Below are 14,468 nucleotides of genomic sequence, written 5' to 3' on the forward strand. Positions count from 1 at the left end.
TCAAATGTCAGCTGAGACCTGCGCAGAAGGTTTGAATGCGTGCGCAAGCATCTTTCAAAATATCATCCGAGGTAGCGTAGCTTACCCTGAAGTTCGGCGAAAGCCCGAAGGCGGCGCCGAAGACGACCGCCACGCCGGTTTCCTCGAGCAGCGCGGTGGCGAACACCTCGTCATCTGTGATGAGCGTGCCGCCGGCGCTGGTCTTGCCGATGCAGCCCGCGATGTTGGGATAGACGTAGAAGGCGCCCTCGGGTGTCGGGCACTGAATGCCCTCTGCCTCGTTCAGCATCGACACGACCAGATCGCGGCGGCGCTGGAAGGCCTTGCGGCTTTCGGCAAGATAATCCTGCGGGCCGGTCAGTGCCTCGAACGCGGCCCACTGGCTGATCGAGCAGGGGTTCGAGGTGCTTTGCGACTGCACCTTGCCGATCGCCTTGATAAGGTGTTCGGGGCCGGCTGCATATCCGATCCGCCAGCCGGTCATCGCATAGGCCTTGGACACGCCGTTGCAGGTGATCGTGCGATCATAAAGCCGTGGCTCGACCTGGGCGGGGGTGCAGAATTCGAAATCGCCGTAGACGAGATGTTCATACATGTCATCGGTCATGATCCAGACATGCGGGTGGCGCAGCAGAACATCGGTCAGGGCCTTCAGCTCGTCCCAGGTATAGCCCGCGCCGGTGGGGTTCGAGGGCGAGTTGAAGATGAACCATTTGGTCTGCGGGGTGATCGCCGCCTCAAGCTGTTCGGCCGTCAGCTTGAAGCTGGTCTCGATCGGGCATTCGACGATGACCGGTTCCCCACCCGCCAGGAGCACCATGTCGGGGTAGGATACCCAGTAGGGGGCGGGAATGATCACCTCGTCGCCCGCGTTCAGCGTTGCGACCAGGATGTTGTAGAGAACCTGCTTGCCGCCGGTGCCGACCGTCACCTGGTTGGGGCTGTAGGTAAGGCCGTTTTCCCGCAGGAACTTGTCGCAGATGGCTTGTTTCAGTTCGGGGATCCCGTCCACAGCCGTATACTTGGTGCGGCCTTCGTCGATGGCGCGCTTGGCCGCGTCCTTGATGTTCTGGGGCGTGTCGAAATCCGGTTCGCCGGCTCCGAGGCCGATCACGTCCTTGCCTGCGGCCTTCAGCTCCCGCGCCTTGTTGGTCACCGCAATCGTGGGCGAGGGTTTCACACGCGCAAGCGTGTCGGACAGGAAGGGCATGGGAGAACTCCGGTTTGAACTTGCCGGGCTCATGTCATAGGGTTCGCGCAAGATCCGATCAAGCGGATTCACGACGGAGAACACCGTGCAGCGCAGCAACGGGGACGGCTGGTTCACAGGAAAGGCCGCGATAGCCGGACTGCGCCCGCTTGCCGTGACAGGGGCTGCCACGCGGTACCCGGATCTGCGGGCCGATCGAACGCGGATGCGCGCCCCGGGCCGGCGCTTGCGGTCTGCTCTCGACCGGGGTGGCATTGGTGGCCGGGCCGACCATTTGGGAACCAACATGAAGGAGAAAGGCTCATGAATTCTGAACCGCGCGAGGCACGGCTGAAGCGGATGCGGATGCGCGCCTGGCGGCGGGGCACCAAGGAGATGGACCTGATCCTTGGCCCCTATGCCGACTCGATGCTGACGCGGATGGACGAGGCGACGCTCAAGCATTTCGATCTGTTGCTCGAGGAAAACGACCAGGACCTGTATCTGTGGGTCACCGGTGCGCAGCCAGCCCCTGCCGAACATGCCGAGCTTCTGGCGGCCATCGGCGCGAATGCCCGCGGCCGGCTGCAGCCGACGCCCGAACCCGGGCGGTGACGACCGGGCGGGCAGGTGCCTTCGCGATGGCGCGTGCCCGCATGTTTATGTGACTCTTGTTTACCAGATGTTCTCTTTTTCGTCACATTTTTCCGGAACGACGAAAGTTCGCGGAGTTTGTGATGACCATCCACTCATCGGTTCGATCCAGTGAAACTGGCCGTTTCATGGCGGAATACCTTGAAAGCCTTGCCTTGGTGGAGCGGCTTCACCGCCTTTTGCTTGACGTCATCAAGGATGAATTCGAACGGCTTGGCGTGTTGGAAATCAACGCCGTGCAGGCGCTCCTGCTGTTCAATATCGGCGAAAACGAGGTGACGGCCGGAGAACTCAAGACCCGGGGCTATTATCAGGGTTCCAACGTCTCCTATAATCTCAAGAAACTGGTCGAGCTGGGCTTCATGCATCATCAGCGCTGCTCGATCGATCGGCGGTCGGTGCGTGTACGGCTCACCGAGAAGGGGCGCAATATTCGGGCGTTGGTGCAGGCGCTCTTTGCCCGCCATGCGGAAGGCCTGCAGAATTCTGCGGTTCTTGGTGAAGCAGGGATGGAGGGAATCAACGCGGCGCTCCGCAGGATCGAGCGATACTGGGCGGATCAGATCCGGTTCATCTACTGAAGGGGCAAGTTCCGAGTGCCTCGGCAAGGCAAGGGCGATGCGGGGCGGCCTGCTCGGGAAGGTCGGGGCTGCTGTCGTGGGGCGGGCAAGCAGCTGCGGCGGTGGCTGACGCGGGAACAGGGCAGAGGACCGGGGTCACCACCGGATTGTATCGTGAAAACGCTCTGCACGGGGCAAGGCGTCTCCCGCACGGATGATCCTTCTGACGGATCAAAGAGCCTGACCTTGATCGGGATGCCTTCCCGCCTGCCACGATGAATGCCGGGAGGGGGAGACGCGGTTGCACTTGCCCTTGCCGTTTAATCATGTGTCGTCCTGACTGACCTGACCTGACCTGACCTGACCTGACCTGACCTGACCTGACCTGCCGTGGGATTACGTCACACGGCGGCGCACGGGCACAAGATCCCTCCGATGATGGGCATGCGTTCTAACTTGAAAGGGCAGCAGAACACGGGGCGCTTTTGTCCGCGCCCGGTCGTCTGCACGGATGCGGCAGGATTGCTAGTCAAGCACCCGCGGGTCCTGGGGCATGGGGATGCCCCAGGGCTGGCGCAAAGCTGAAAAGGCTGTTCACCAATGGCCGATGTTCGGCATGCTTGTCCACGGCTCCGCCGGTGGGCGCGCCTCACCCTGCTGAAGCAGTTCGATCGAGATGTTGTCAGGGCTGCGAACAAAGGCCATGCGTCCGTCCCGTGGCGGGCGATTGATCGTGACGCCGTTGTCCATGAGATGCTGGCACATCGCATAGATATCCTCGACCTCATAGGCGAGATGGCCGAAATGGCGGCTGTCCGAGGGCAGGCCGTCGTCTCCATCCCAGTTGAACGTCAGTTCTACGGGGCATTCGTGCTGCCCCGGAGGTGCAAGGAACACCAGGGTGAATCGGCCGGCGTCATTATCAATCCGCCGCTTTTCCTCCAGCCCGAGAAGCTTGAAGAACGCGATTGTCTTGTCGAGGTCGAGGACCCGGACCATCGTGTGGAGATAACGGATCTGCAAGCACTTCTCCTTCTCGATTGTGCCAATGATGCCCTGCGGGCTGCTGTCGCATGATGGGGCACAGCTACCGATTGTCCAGACCTGCGAAACGGGTTAAGCGATCGAAAAGCCATGACACGGAGACAACGATGCCCCTGACCCCCGATCAGATCTCCGAAATCGAGTCTGCCCGCGCCACACCGCGACACACGTTGCGGGCGGTCAGCGAAGGGATGGAGGCGCATCTTTACCGCGCGCACGAGGTTCTGGATCATGGCTTTGTCCGGGTCATCGACTACATGGGCGATGACGGCGCGATCGTTCAGGCAGCGCGGGTCAGCTATGGCGCGGGCACAAAGGCGGCCCGCGATGATGCCGGGTTGATCCGCTATCTGATGCGCCACTGGCACTCGACTCCGTTCGAGATGTGCGAAGTCAAGCTGCATGTGAAGCTGCCGATTTTTGTCGCCCGGCAGTGGATCCGTCACCGCACGGCGAATGTGAACGAATATTCCGCCCGCTATTCGATCATGGACCGCGAGTTCTACATCCCCGCGCCCGAGCAGCTTGCCGCGCAAAGCCAGGTCAACAATCAGGGCCGCGGCGCGGTGCTTGACGGCCCCGAGGCGGCGCGGGTGCTTGAGATCCTCAAGACCGATGCGGCGCGCAGCTACGATCATTACGAGGAAATGCTGAGCCAGGAGGGCAAGCAGGGGCTGGCGCGCGAACTGGCCCGGATGAACCTGCCGGCGAACATCTATACGCAGTGGTACTGGAAGACCGATCTGCACAACCTCTTCCATTTCCTGCGCCTGCGCGCCGATCGTCACGCGCAATACGAGATCCGCGTCTATGCCGAAACGATCGCGCGCATCGTCGCCGACTGGGTCCCGGCTGCCTATGGTGCCTTCGAGGATTACCGCATGGGCGGGGCAACCCTTTCGGCAAAAGGGCTGGATTGTCTGCGGCGCATGCTGGCAGGTGAGGCGGTGACGCAGGAAAACTCGGGGATGAGCAAGGGCGAGTGGCGCGAGTTCGAACAGCTGATCGCGGGGAACTGAGATGTTCCTTTTCGGTATTCCCACCTGCGACACCTGTCGGAAAGCGCGCAAGGCGCTGGAAGCGGCGGGTCACAGCGTGACCTTCCGCGATGTCCGCGCCGAGCCACTCTCGGGCGAGGAGATCGCGCGATTCATGGCCGCCTTCGGTGACAGGATCCTCAACCGCAGTTCGACGACCTGGCGCGCCTTGCCCGAGGATCAGCGGGCGGCCGATCTGGCGACGCTTCTTGCCCTGCATCCGACGCTGATGAAGCGCCCGGTTATCGACACCGGGGCCGAGCTTTATCTGGGCTGGGACAAGGCGAACCAGGCGGCCCTTCTGGGCTGAACCGAGCGCCCGAACCAAAGCGGCCCGCCTGAACGACGGGCCGGAACACGGCTGCGAAAGCTCAGAGAAGCTGCAGGTCGCTTGCTGATTCGCGGCCGTCGCGGCCCGACTGAAGCTCGTAGGCAATCTTCTGGTTGTCGTTCAGGCCCTTGAGCCCGGCGCGTTCAACGGCCGAGATGTGGACAAAGACATCCTTGCCCCCCGTGTCGGGCGCAATAAAGCCGTAACCTTTAGTCGTATTGAACCATTTCACGGTGCCGGTCGGCATCTCCGCTCTCCTTTAGTCAATTCCCCCGGGCGGTATTGCGCCGGGCCGTTCAGCCAGGTCTTCCAGTGGTCCGGCTGCCTGAATCAGGAGGCGGTCGTAAGAAAGTCTGTCTTCACTGAAAAAAAGCATTACCGATCTTCGCAAAAAATCAAGCGACATCTGTGTAACTCTGGCGCTTCGGAAATGCCTGTCCGCACGGGGCATGAGCGGGGTATTGGCGCAGTGGGAAAACAGGGTGCGCGCGGCTTCGCGCCTCGTGGACGCCCGGGCCATGGGTTGCCCGGGTTGCCTTTGGGGCAGAGCGAACCCCCTTGCGCTGCCCGCCCCAAACAGTTGCCGGGCGGATCACTGGCCCCGTCGAACTGACTTGGAGCGTTGTCGGCCGTTCCCTCCTGCGAGGATCTTCGGCCGAGGGGCCGCCATTGCGCAGCGCGTGAACCGGGTCTTGCGCCCGATCAGGGGCCCGTGCTTCGGCCGTGTGGCGTTGATCTTGACGAATTGATCGGCTTCCATGCGGCGCCCCTGCTGCTACGGTTGGGCAGGCGTTCACGCTTGCGGATATCCACCACGCGATCATGCGAGGTCGGGCTGCCACCCCTGCGTGGCAGCCCGGACTTTCTCAGGCCAGATCGGGGGCCGTTGCTTCGGCCGCGAGGCTGGTGATGATGTTGTCAAGGTGCGCGGTCTCGGTGCGGTTTTCACCGAGGCGCCGCACGGAGACCGTTCGGTCCGCGACCTCCTTCATGCCAACGGCCAGGATCACCGGAACCTTGCCGACAGAATGCTCGCGGACCTTGTAGTTGATCTTTTCGTTGCGCAGGTCGGCTTCGGCCCGTACGCCTGCCTTCTGAAGGGCGGCGACCACCTCTCGGACGTAGTCATCCGCATCCGATACAATCGATGCGACCACGACCTGACGCGGTGCGAGCCAGAACGGCAGTTTCCCGGCGAAGTTCTCGATCAGGATGCCGATGAAGCGCTCGAACGAGCCAAGAACGGCGCGGTGCAGCATCACGGGGCGGTGTTTGCCTCCATCCTCGCCGATATAGGTGGCGTCAAGGCGTTCCGGCAGCACGAAATCCACCTGAAGCGTGCCGCATTGCCAATCGCGCCCGATCGCATCGGTCAGGACGAACTCGAGCTTCGGCCCGTAGAAGGCCCCTTCGCCCGGGTTCATCTCGTAGGCATAGCCGGCGGCCTCGGTCGCGGATTTGAGCGCGCTTTCCGCCTTGTCCCAGACCACGTCGGCTCCGGCGCGGGTTTCGGGACGGTCGGAAAACTTGACGCGGAACTTCTCGAACCCGAGATCGCGATAGATCGCGGCAAGAAAGTCGATGAAGCGCTTGGTTTCAGATTCGATCTGATCCTCGCGGCAGAAGATATGGGCATCATCCTGCGTGAACCCCCTGACGCGCATGATGCCATGCAGCGCTCCGGAGGGTTCATAGCGGTTGCAGGACCCGAACTCGGCCATCCGCAGCGGCAGATCGCGATAGGATTTCAGGCCCACGTTGAAGATCTGCACGTGGCAGGGGCAGTTCATCGGCTTGAGCGCATTGACCGCCTTTTCCCGGGCATGTTCCTCGTCGACCTCGACGATGAACATGTTCTCCTGATATTTCTCCCAGTGGCCCGAAGCCTCCCACAGCTTGCGATCGACCACCTGCGGCGTGTTCACCTCGACATAGCCGTTCGCCGTCTGGCGGCGGCGCATGTAATCCTGAAGCGTGGTGTAGATCCGCCAGCCGTTCGGGTGCCAGAACACCTGACCGGGGGCCTCTTCCTGCATGTGAAACAGGTTCATCTCGCGCCCCAGGCGCCGGTGGTCACGTTTCGCGGCCTCCTCCAGCATGGTGAGATGAGCCTTGAGATCGTCGCGGTTGCGGAACGCCACGCCATAGATCCGCTGAAGCTGCTTGTTCCTGCTGTCGCCGCGCCAATAGGCGCCGGCAACGCTCATCAGCTTGAAGGCGTCTGCGGGCACCTGACCGGTGTGCTGAAGATGCGGGCCGCGGCACAGATCCTGCCAGTCGCCATGCCAGTACATGCGCAGCGGCTGGTCTCCCGGAATGGCCTCGATCAGTTCCACCTTGAAGGGCTCGCCCTTGGCCTCGTAATGGGCAATGGCACGCGCGCGGTCCCAGATTTCGGTGCGCACGGGATCGCGAAGGTTGATGATTTCCTTCATCTTCTTCTCGATCGCGCCCAGATCCTCGGGCGTGAAGGGTTCGGCCCGGTCGAAATCGTAATACCAGCCGTCCTTGATGACCGGCCCGATGGTCACCTTGACGTCGGGCCACAGCTCCTGGACGGCACGTGCCATGATATGCGCCAGGTCGTGGCGGATCAGCTCGAGCGCGGGCTTTTCATCCTGCAGCGTATGGATCGCGATTTCCGCATCGGCATCGATTGGCCATTGCAGATCATAATGCGCCCCGTTGACGCTGGCCGATACAGCCTTTTTCGCAAGGGATTTGGAGATGCTCTCGGCCACCTGCGCCGCAGTGATGCCTGCATCGAAGCTGCGCGCATTGCCATCGGGGAACGTAAGGGAGATCTGGGCCATAGCGGCAGTCCTCGTCGTTTTGGCGCCCACGGAACGCCCGGTTGCGGGTTATGTCCGCAGTTGAATGGGCGCGCTTCCTCGCCAAGTCAAGACCCGAGAGACCTGAACCGCGCTGTTATCCATCTTGCGCGACGGGGATCAAGCAGGCAGACCGGACAGAACGCGACCATCGGAGGAGCATGAGATGAGCCAGCCATCCTTTCACCAGACAGCCGCAGGCCGCCGCATCGCCTATCACCGTTTGGGGGGTCAGGGGGGCGGCGTGGTCTTTCTGGGCGGCTTCCGGTCGGATATGGAGGGGACGAAGGCGCAGCATCTTGCAGCCTGGGCCAAGGCCCGACGAGCGCCCTTTCTGCGGTTCGATTATTCGGGACACGGCGCCTCGTCAGGGGCGTTTCTGGATGGTGCGATCAGCGACTGGGCTGATGATGCCTGCGAGGCGATTTCTGCGCTGACCGAAGGGCCACAGATCCTTGTCGGGTCAAGCATGGGGGGCTGGATCAGCCTGCTTGTGGCGCAGGCGATGCCGGAGAAGGTTGCCGGCATCATTGGCATCGCCGCCGCGCCGGATTTCACCGAGGACATGTGGGCGGCCTTCGATGCCGAACAGCGTGCGCAGTTGCTGCGCGAAGGCGTGGTGAATCTGCCGTCGGACTATTCGGACGAACCCTATGCGATCACACGCCGCCTGATCGAGGACGGGCGGAACAGCCTGGTGTTGCAAAGCCCGCTGCCGCTGACGGTTCCGGTCCGTTTCCTGCAGGGCACGGCGGATACTGATGTCCCAGTTTCGGTCGCGCTGCGCCTTCTCGAACATGCGACGGGTCCGGACATCCGGCTTACACTGGTGAAGGGAGCAGATCATCGCTTTTCCACCCCCGATTGCCTTGATCTTGTTGCCCAGACCCTTGAGGAACTGCTGGGTTAGGTCAGGTTTCGGCACCCTGGGCGCTGGCCAGACGGATTCGGCTCTTGCTGCCCCTGGCTGCTGCCGCATCCCCGGAATTGGCGTCGATGAAATCCAGCACCAGCGGGCGGATGTTGTTGCGCCAGGACCGTCCGGCGAAGATTCCGTAATGGCCGGCACCGGGTTCGAGATGTGCAGCCTTCTTCGATTCCGGAAGGCCGGTCAGCAGGTCCAGCGCGGCAAGGCACTGGCCCGGCGCGCTGATGTCATCCTCGGCGCCTTCGACGACCTTGACGGCCACGGTGGTGATCTTGCCGATGTCCACCGGCCGGCCCGCAATGCTGAAGGCGTTGCGGCCAATTTCGCGGTTCTTGAAGATCCGTTCGACCGTCGACAGATAGAACTCGGCCGTCATGTCCATGACAGCCAGGTATTCGTCGTAGAAACGATTATGCTTGTCATGCTCGGCGGCTTCACCCTTGGCGGTGCGCATGATCTGGTCGAAGAAGGCCTGCCCGTGTCGGTCGCTGTTCATCGAGATGAAGGACGCGAGCTGAAGTAGCCCGGGATAGACCAGACGCCCGACACCCGCATATTTGAAGCCGACGCGCTGGATGGCAAGCTGTTCAAGCTGCCCCATGGTTACACGCCGCCCGAAATCGGTAACGTCGCTTGGGGCCGCGTCGGGATCGACCGGTCCGCCGATCAGGATCAGGCTGCGCGGCTGCGCCTCGGGTTCTTCCTGTGCAAGATAGGCCGTGGCGGCAAGGGCCAGCGGCACCGGCTGGCAGACGGCGATCACGTTGGTATCGGGACCGAGGTGTCGCATGAATTCGACAAGATAGAGCGTGTAGTCCTCGATATCGAACTTGCCCGCAGACACGGGAATGTCCCGGGCATTGTGCCAGTCAGTCACATAAAGCTCGCAATCGGGAAGCAGGCTTGCCACCGTCGTGCGCAGAAGTGTCGCGTAATGTCCCGACATCGGCGCCACCAGAAGCACCTTGCGCGGCATCGTCGGCCGCCCCTGCACCCGGAAATGCACGAGATCGCCGAAGGGTCGCTTGAGTTCGGTCTGGCACTGCACGGTATGGTCCCGGCCCTCGGAGCCGACCACGGCCTGAATGCCCCAATCGGGTTTCTCGACCATGCGCGCAAAGCTGCGTTCGGTCACGCGGCCCCAGGCGTCGATGAGGTTGAAAACCGGGTTCGGCATCATCCCCCAGATCGGATAGGCCGCCATTGCCCGTGCGGATGCACCCAACCACTGGTTGGTGTTGCGCGCGGTTTCCATCAGGTCGTAGGTTGCCATGTATTTCATGTCGCGTGCTCCTGCCGGGACATCCGGGAAATCGTCGCTTTTCCCCCCAGTTCGGCGACGCTATGCTTGCTGAGAGGAAGGTAGGGGGGATTGATTGCAATGACAACTGAGGAAGAGGCAGGAGCCCTCCGGCTCGAACGTCTCAACGCCAATCTCGTCAAGATCGAAGAACTCTCCCAGCGGCTGGTTTCCGCGCTTTCCAAGCGAAAATCGGGGGATCCGGGGCTGCAAGGCCCCTCGCAAGAGCTGTTCATGAAGGCGGCCGTGGCATATGTTGCCGAATTGATGCAAAATCCATCCAAAGTCCTGGAGCATCAGATTTCCTACTGGGGGAAGACCCTGAAGCACTATGTCGAGGCAAACCAGGCTCTGGCAAGCGGCAAACTGGTGGCGCCCCCGGATCCCACCCCGTCCGACCGCCGATTCGCTGATCCCGCCTGGCAGACGCATCCCTATTTCAATTACCTCAAACAGCAATACATGCTTTCGGCTGAGGCGATGCAGAATGCGGTAAACGATCTGGAGCATATTGACCCGCGGGACAAGCGGCGCGTGGATTACTTTACCCGCCAGATCATCGACATGTTTGCGCCCACGAATTTCCTTGGCACCAATCCCGAAGCCCTTGCCCGCGCGGTGGAAACCGACGGCGAGTCCCTGGTGCGCGGGCTGGAAAACCTCGTCCGCGACATCGAGGCGAACGAGGGTGATCTTCTGGTGACGCTGGCCGACCGCGAGGCGTTCCATGTTGGCGAGAACATTGCCACGACGGAAGGCGCGGTGGTGTTCCGCAACCGCATGTTCGAGCTGATCCAGTATGCGCCCCGCACCGAAAAGGTGCGCCGGACGCCGCTGATCATCTTCCCGCCCTGGATCAACAAGTTCTACGTTCTGGACCTGAAGGAACAGAACAGCCTGATCCGCTGGATCGTCGAACAGGGTTACACGCTGTTCGTGGTAAGCTGGGTCAATCCGGATGCCAGCTATCGCGATGTGGGGCTGGATGACTATATCGAGGAGGGCTACCTGGCAGCGATCGCGCAGGTGAAGAAGATCACGGGGGAGGACAAGGTCAACCTTGTCGGCTATTGCATCGGCGGCACAACCCTGGCGCTGACGCTTGCCCTGATGGAGAGGCGCAAGGACCGTTCGGCCCGCTCGGCGACCTTCTTCACCACGCTCACCGACTTTTCGGACCAGGGAGAAATGGGGGTGTTCCTGGACGACGACTTCGTCGACGGGATCGAGCGTGAGGTGGGCAACAAGGGCTTCCTGCATGCCTTCTACATGTCGCGCACCTTTTCCTATCTGCGCTCGAATGATCTGATCTACCAGCCGGCCATCCGCAGCTACATGCTGGGCGAGGCGCCGCCGGCCTTTGACCTGCTCTACTGGAACGGCGACGGGACCAATCTCCCGGCCCGCATGGCCGTCGAGTATCTGCGCGGGCTGTGTCAGCAGGATCGGTTTGCCCGCGATGGCTATGACGCCTGCGGGGAAACCTTGCGGCTGCGCGATGTGAAGGTGCCGCTGTGCGCCATCGCCTGCGAAACCGACCACATCGCCGCGTGGAAGGCAAGTTACGCGGGCGTTCAGAAAATGGGTGCCAGGGACAAGACCTTCATCCTGTCACAATCCGGTCATATCGCCGGTATCGTGAACCCGCCCGCGAAGAAGAAATACGGCCATTACATCAACAAGGAACTGGACCTCGCGCCTGACGCGTGGCGCGAAAGGTCCGAGTTCCATCCGGGGTCGTGGTGGCCGCGCTGGGAGGAATGGCTGCGCAAGCGCTCGGGTGCGCTTGTTGCAGCCCGTCGGCTGGACGATTCGCCGGTTCCGTTGCTGGGTCGTGCGCCCGGCAGCTATGTTCTGGCGCGGCCAAATACCTGAAAAGACAATTCAAACTGCGCCCTTCGTGAAATGCTGCGCTGCAGCATAAACGGGTTGATTTTCTGCGCTGCAGCATTTATATAATTGTCAAGACGGGATGGCCGCAGCTAGGAGTGAGACGCATGGCGAAGACCCAAGACTACACCAAGATGATGCAGGACATGATGTCGGCTTTCCCGGTCGACGCGTCCGCAATGCAGCAGGCCTTCAAGACCTCGGCAGCGTTGGGCGAGAAGATGACCAAGGTCGCGCTTGAGGCCGCCGAAAAATCGGCCGAGATCCAGAGCAAGTGGACCAAGGACATGATCGCCAAGATGGGCGAGATGTCGAAGGCCAAGGAAGAGCCGGCCGAATACACCAAGGCGGTGAGCGATTTTGCTTCGGCCTCGGCTGAAATGTCGGCCGAGCATCTGGCAGCTTTTGCCGAAGTGGCGAAGAAGGTGCAGATGGAGACGGTCGAGCTGATGCTCGCCGCTGGCAAGGATTTCTCGGAAGACGCGACCTCTGCCGCCAAGAAGGCTACTTCGGGTGCTGCTGGCGCTGCAAAGAAGACGCCGCTCTGATCATGGGTTGATGCCTGCCGGACCGGTTTCCTCCCAGCCGGTCGGGTGGTGGGGCGGGCTTGTGAAGCCCGCCCTTTCTTTTTGATTTTCGCTGCCCTAAGCTTCCCGGCACTGCAGGACATGGGAGATGGGTCGATGGCTGACGGCGCGAAACCACTGCTGATAAAGCGGTATGCCAGCCGGCGTCTGTATAATACTGAGACCAGCGATTACGTGACGCTGGAGGATATTGCGGCCTTCATCCGGGCGGGTCGCGACGTTCAGATCGTTGATCTGAAAAGCGGCGACGACCTGACGCGCCAGTATCTGCTGCAGATCGTAGCCGAACACGAGAGCCGCGGCGAAAGCGTGCTGCCCCTTGATGTGCTGACCGATCTTGTGCGCAGCTATACCACTCAGGCGCAAAGCGTCGTGCCGCAGTTCCTTGCCATGTCGTTCGAAATGCTGCGCGACGGGCAGTCCAAGATGATGGAAAATCTCACCAAGGTTCCGAACCCGATGAACACGATGCCGGGGTTCGAGGCCATGCAGCGCCAGCAGCAGGCCTTTCTCAAATCGATCATGGGGGGCTGGACCACAAGCAGCGGCCCCGAACCCGACCGGGACGGAGACGCCAGCGACCCGGCGCAGGATCTGGCCGAGATAAAGCGCCAGTTGGCGGCGCTTCAGGCCCGTTTGTCCCGTCTGGATGACTGAGCGGGCCTCGCGGCCCGCACCCTGCCATTTCAGGCGACTTCGGCAAACACCTTGGTCAGCGCCTGGCCGAGCTTGTCGAACATCTCGTCCATTTGCGCTTCCGTGATGATGAAGGGCGGGCAAAGCACGACGGCCTGTCCCAGCGGGCGGCAGATCAGCCCAAGATCGGTGCAGGTGTTCGCGATCCGCTCGGATACCGACAGCTTGCTGTCGAAGGGCGTCTTGGTGGCCTTGTCCTTCACGGCCTCCAGAGCGCCCATCAACCCCTTCCCGCGCCATTCGCCGATGTTGGGGTTCCGCGCCAGTTCACGCAGTCCGGCCTCGAACCGCGGGGTCAGGGCGCGGACGTTGTCCAGCAGGCCCTCGTTCATCACAACCTCGATCGCCTTCAGCGCGATTGCACAGCCGACGGGGTGACCCGAGGCCGTGAAACCATGCGGAAATTCCTCGATGGCCTCGGCGGCAGCCTGGACGCGATCTGCCAGCTCGGGGCCAAGGATCACCGCGCCCATCGGGAAGAAGCCCGCAGTGATGTTCTTGGAACTGATGATCGCGTCGGGCGTGAAGTCATAGGTCTGGCTGCCCCAGACATGGCCGGTCCGGCCAAAGCCTGTGATGACCTCGTCCGCGATCAGGGGGATGCCGTGTTTCTTCAGGATGGGTTGGATCGCCTGGAAATAACCCGCCGATGGCGGGATCACCCCGCCCGCGCCCATGACCGGCTCGGCGAAGAAGCCCGCGATCGTATCGGCACCCTCACGTGCGATGACATCCTCAAGCTCTTGCGCCATGCGGCGGGTGAAGTCGGCTTCGCTTTCACCGGGCCGACCCTCGCGCCAGTAATGCGGGCAGGTGAGGTGAATGAAGCCGGGCAGCGGCAGGCCGAAGACGCTGTTGTAGGGCTTGCCGGTCATCGATGCCGAGACCACCGTCACACCATGATAGCCGTTCCAGCGGGTCAGGATCTTGCGGCGCTCGGGCTTGCCTTCGGCGCCGTGCAGGAACCACAGGATCTTGACCATCGTGTCATTCGCCTCGGAGCCCGAGTTGGTGTAGAACACCCGTCCACGATCAAAGGGCGACACCTCGACCAGCTTTTCCGACAGCATCACCGTCTGGTCGGACATGCGTCCGAAAAAGGCGTGATAGCCCGGAAAGCGGTCATACTGGGCCTTGGCGGCTGCGATCAGCCCGGGATGGTCAAACCCTGCAACCATGTTCCAGAGCCCCGAATTCGCATCCAGGTAACGGCGGCCGTGGACATCCACGACATAAGGCCCCTCGCCATGGGTCAGGACCACCGCGCCCCGTGCATGGATCGAGGGCAGATCGGTGAAACCGTAAAGCGAATGGGCATCGGCGCGGGATTCCCAGCTGTTGGGCGCAGTGTCTCGCATTTCTCGGGTCCTTCCTCGTTATGGCTGCAGGCTAGCTTGGCTGGTGCAGCCGTTCAATCGCCT

Annotated in this window: 14 protein-coding genes; 8 read left to right on the plus strand and 6 right to left on the minus strand. The window is 61.9% G+C overall.

What is annotated here, in order from left to right:
- Positions 1–7: 7 nt before the first annotated feature.
- Complete coding sequence (locus ACFQXB_RS06715) at positions 8–1,210, minus strand: pyridoxal phosphate-dependent aminotransferase (protein WP_377401075.1); 1,203 nt, start codon at positions 1,208–1,210, stop codon at positions 8–10.
- Positions 1,211–1,513: 303 nt separating this feature from the next.
- Here ACFQXB_RS06715 and ACFQXB_RS06720 point away from each other — a divergent pair, with 303 nt between their 5' ends.
- Positions 1,514–1,804, plus strand: coding sequence for an FAD assembly factor SdhE (locus ACFQXB_RS06720; RefSeq protein WP_377401078.1), 291 nt, complete (start codon positions 1,514–1,516; stop codon positions 1,802–1,804).
- A 122-nt stretch (positions 1,805–1,926) separates the two neighbouring features.
- Positions 1,927–2,424 (plus strand): MarR family winged helix-turn-helix transcriptional regulator, encoded by a 498-nt coding sequence (locus tag ACFQXB_RS06725; protein WP_377401081.1) that lies wholly within the window; start codon positions 1,927–1,929, stop codon positions 2,422–2,424.
- 573 nt (positions 2,425–2,997) lie between these two features.
- Here ACFQXB_RS06725 and ACFQXB_RS06730 read toward each other — a convergent pair.
- The gene (locus ACFQXB_RS06730; protein ID WP_377401084.1) at positions 2,998–3,426 is read right to left on the minus strand and encodes a VOC family protein; all 429 of its coding nucleotides are present in this window, start codon (positions 3,424–3,426) and stop codon (positions 2,998–3,000) included.
- A gap of 128 nt (positions 3,427–3,554) precedes the next feature.
- Here ACFQXB_RS06730 and thyX point away from each other — a divergent pair, with 128 nt between their 5' ends.
- Both thyX and ACFQXB_RS06740 read left to right on the plus strand, forming a co-directional pair.
- Complete coding sequence (thyX, locus tag ACFQXB_RS06735) at positions 3,555–4,466, plus strand: FAD-dependent thymidylate synthase (protein WP_377401087.1); 912 nt, start codon at positions 3,555–3,557, stop codon at positions 4,464–4,466.
- 1 nt (position 4,467) lies between these two features.
- Entirely contained in the window at positions 4,468–4,794 is a 327-nt protein-coding gene (locus tag ACFQXB_RS06740) for an arsenate reductase family protein (protein ID WP_377401090.1), read from the plus strand.
- A 61-nt stretch (positions 4,795–4,855) separates the two neighbouring features.
- On the opposite strand, the gene ACFQXB_RS06745 is transcribed toward ACFQXB_RS06740, so the two are convergent.
- Together ACFQXB_RS06745 and thrS are read right to left on the minus strand one after the other, a co-directional pair.
- Complete coding sequence (locus tag ACFQXB_RS06745) at positions 4,856–5,062, minus strand: cold-shock protein (RefSeq protein WP_377401094.1); 207 nt, start codon at positions 5,060–5,062, stop codon at positions 4,856–4,858.
- A gap of 619 nt (positions 5,063–5,681) precedes the next feature.
- Complete coding sequence (thrS, locus tag ACFQXB_RS06750) at positions 5,682–7,628, minus strand: threonine--tRNA ligase (RefSeq protein WP_377401097.1); 1,947 nt, start codon at positions 7,626–7,628, stop codon at positions 5,682–5,684.
- Positions 7,629–7,812: 184 nt separating this feature from the next.
- Here thrS and ACFQXB_RS06755 point away from each other — a divergent pair, with 184 nt between their 5' ends.
- Positions 7,813–8,556: an alpha/beta hydrolase gene (locus ACFQXB_RS06755; RefSeq protein ID WP_377401100.1), complete on the plus strand. Its 744-nt coding sequence runs from the start codon at positions 7,813–7,815 to the stop codon at positions 8,554–8,556.
- 1 nt (position 8,557) lies between these two features.
- On the opposite strand, the gene phaZ is transcribed toward ACFQXB_RS06755, so the two are convergent.
- Positions 8,558–9,856 (minus strand): polyhydroxyalkanoate depolymerase, encoded by a 1,299-nt coding sequence (gene phaZ, locus ACFQXB_RS06760; RefSeq protein ID WP_377401103.1) that lies wholly within the window; start codon positions 9,854–9,856, stop codon positions 8,558–8,560.
- Positions 9,857–9,955: 99 nt separating this feature from the next.
- Here phaZ and ACFQXB_RS06765 point away from each other — a divergent pair, with 99 nt between their 5' ends.
- From ACFQXB_RS06765 to phaR, 3 genes are all read left to right on the plus strand, one after another.
- On the plus strand, positions 9,956–11,749 hold the full coding sequence (locus ACFQXB_RS06765; RefSeq protein ID WP_377401106.1) for a PHA/PHB synthase family protein: 1,794 nt from the start codon (positions 9,956–9,958) through the stop codon (positions 11,747–11,749).
- A 122-nt stretch (positions 11,750–11,871) separates the two neighbouring features.
- Positions 11,872–12,312 (plus strand): Phasin, encoded by a 441-nt coding sequence (locus tag ACFQXB_RS06770; RefSeq protein ID WP_377401109.1) that lies wholly within the window; start codon positions 11,872–11,874, stop codon positions 12,310–12,312.
- 135 nt (positions 12,313–12,447) lie between these two features.
- On the plus strand, positions 12,448–13,008 hold the full coding sequence (phaR, locus tag ACFQXB_RS06775) for a polyhydroxyalkanoate synthesis repressor PhaR (protein WP_377401112.1): 561 nt from the start codon (positions 12,448–12,450) through the stop codon (positions 13,006–13,008).
- Positions 13,009–13,037: 29 nt separating this feature from the next.
- Here phaR and ACFQXB_RS06780 read toward each other — a convergent pair whose 3' ends face one another.
- The gene (locus ACFQXB_RS06780; RefSeq protein ID WP_377401115.1) at positions 13,038–14,405 is read right to left on the minus strand and encodes an aminotransferase; all 1,368 of its coding nucleotides are present in this window, start codon (positions 14,403–14,405) and stop codon (positions 13,038–13,040) included.
- Between the last annotated feature and the right edge of the window lie 63 nt (positions 14,406–14,468).

Origin of the sequence: Halodurantibacterium daqingense, from assembly GCF_042666235.1 — a bacterium.
GTDB classification, from domain to species: Bacteria; Pseudomonadota; Alphaproteobacteria; order Rhodobacterales; family Rhodobacteraceae; genus Halodurantibacterium; species Halodurantibacterium daqingensis.

Bases quoted from the DNA above. Each gene is read 5' to 3' on its own strand.
- ACFQXB_RS06715 (WP_377401075.1), bottom strand. From the start codon at position 1,210: ATGCCCTTCCTGTCCGACACGCTTGCGCGTGTGAAACCCTCGCCCACG.
- ACFQXB_RS06720 (WP_377401078.1), top strand. From the start codon at position 1,514: ATGAATTCTGAACCGCGCGAGGCACGGCTGAAGCGGATGCGGATGCGC.
- ACFQXB_RS06725 (WP_377401081.1), top strand. From the start codon at position 1,927: ATGACCATCCACTCATCGGTTCGATCCAGTGAAACTGGCCGTTTCATG.
- thyX (WP_377401087.1), top strand. From the start codon at position 3,555: ATGCCCCTGACCCCCGATCAGATCTCCGAAATCGAGTCTGCCCGCGCC.
- ACFQXB_RS06740 (WP_377401090.1), top strand. From the start codon at position 4,468: ATGTTCCTTTTCGGTATTCCCACCTGCGACACCTGTCGGAAAGCGCGC.
- ACFQXB_RS06745 (WP_377401094.1), bottom strand. From the start codon at position 5,062: ATGCCGACCGGCACCGTGAAATGGTTCAATACGACTAAAGGTTACGGC.
- thrS (WP_377401097.1), bottom strand. From the start codon at position 7,628: ATGGCCCAGATCTCCCTTACGTTCCCCGATGGCAATGCGCGCAGCTTC.
- ACFQXB_RS06755 (WP_377401100.1), top strand. From the start codon at position 7,813: ATGAGCCAGCCATCCTTTCACCAGACAGCCGCAGGCCGCCGCATCGCC.
- phaZ (WP_377401103.1), bottom strand. From the start codon at position 9,856: ATGAAATACATGGCAACCTACGACCTGATGGAAACCGCGCGCAACACC.
- ACFQXB_RS06765 (WP_377401106.1), top strand. From the start codon at position 9,956: ATGACAACTGAGGAAGAGGCAGGAGCCCTCCGGCTCGAACGTCTCAAC.
- ACFQXB_RS06770 (WP_377401109.1), top strand. From the start codon at position 11,872: ATGGCGAAGACCCAAGACTACACCAAGATGATGCAGGACATGATGTCG.
- phaR (WP_377401112.1), top strand. From the start codon at position 12,448: ATGGCTGACGGCGCGAAACCACTGCTGATAAAGCGGTATGCCAGCCGG.
- ACFQXB_RS06780 (WP_377401115.1), bottom strand. From the start codon at position 14,405: ATGCGAGACACTGCGCCCAACAGCTGGGAATCCCGCGCCGATGCCCAT.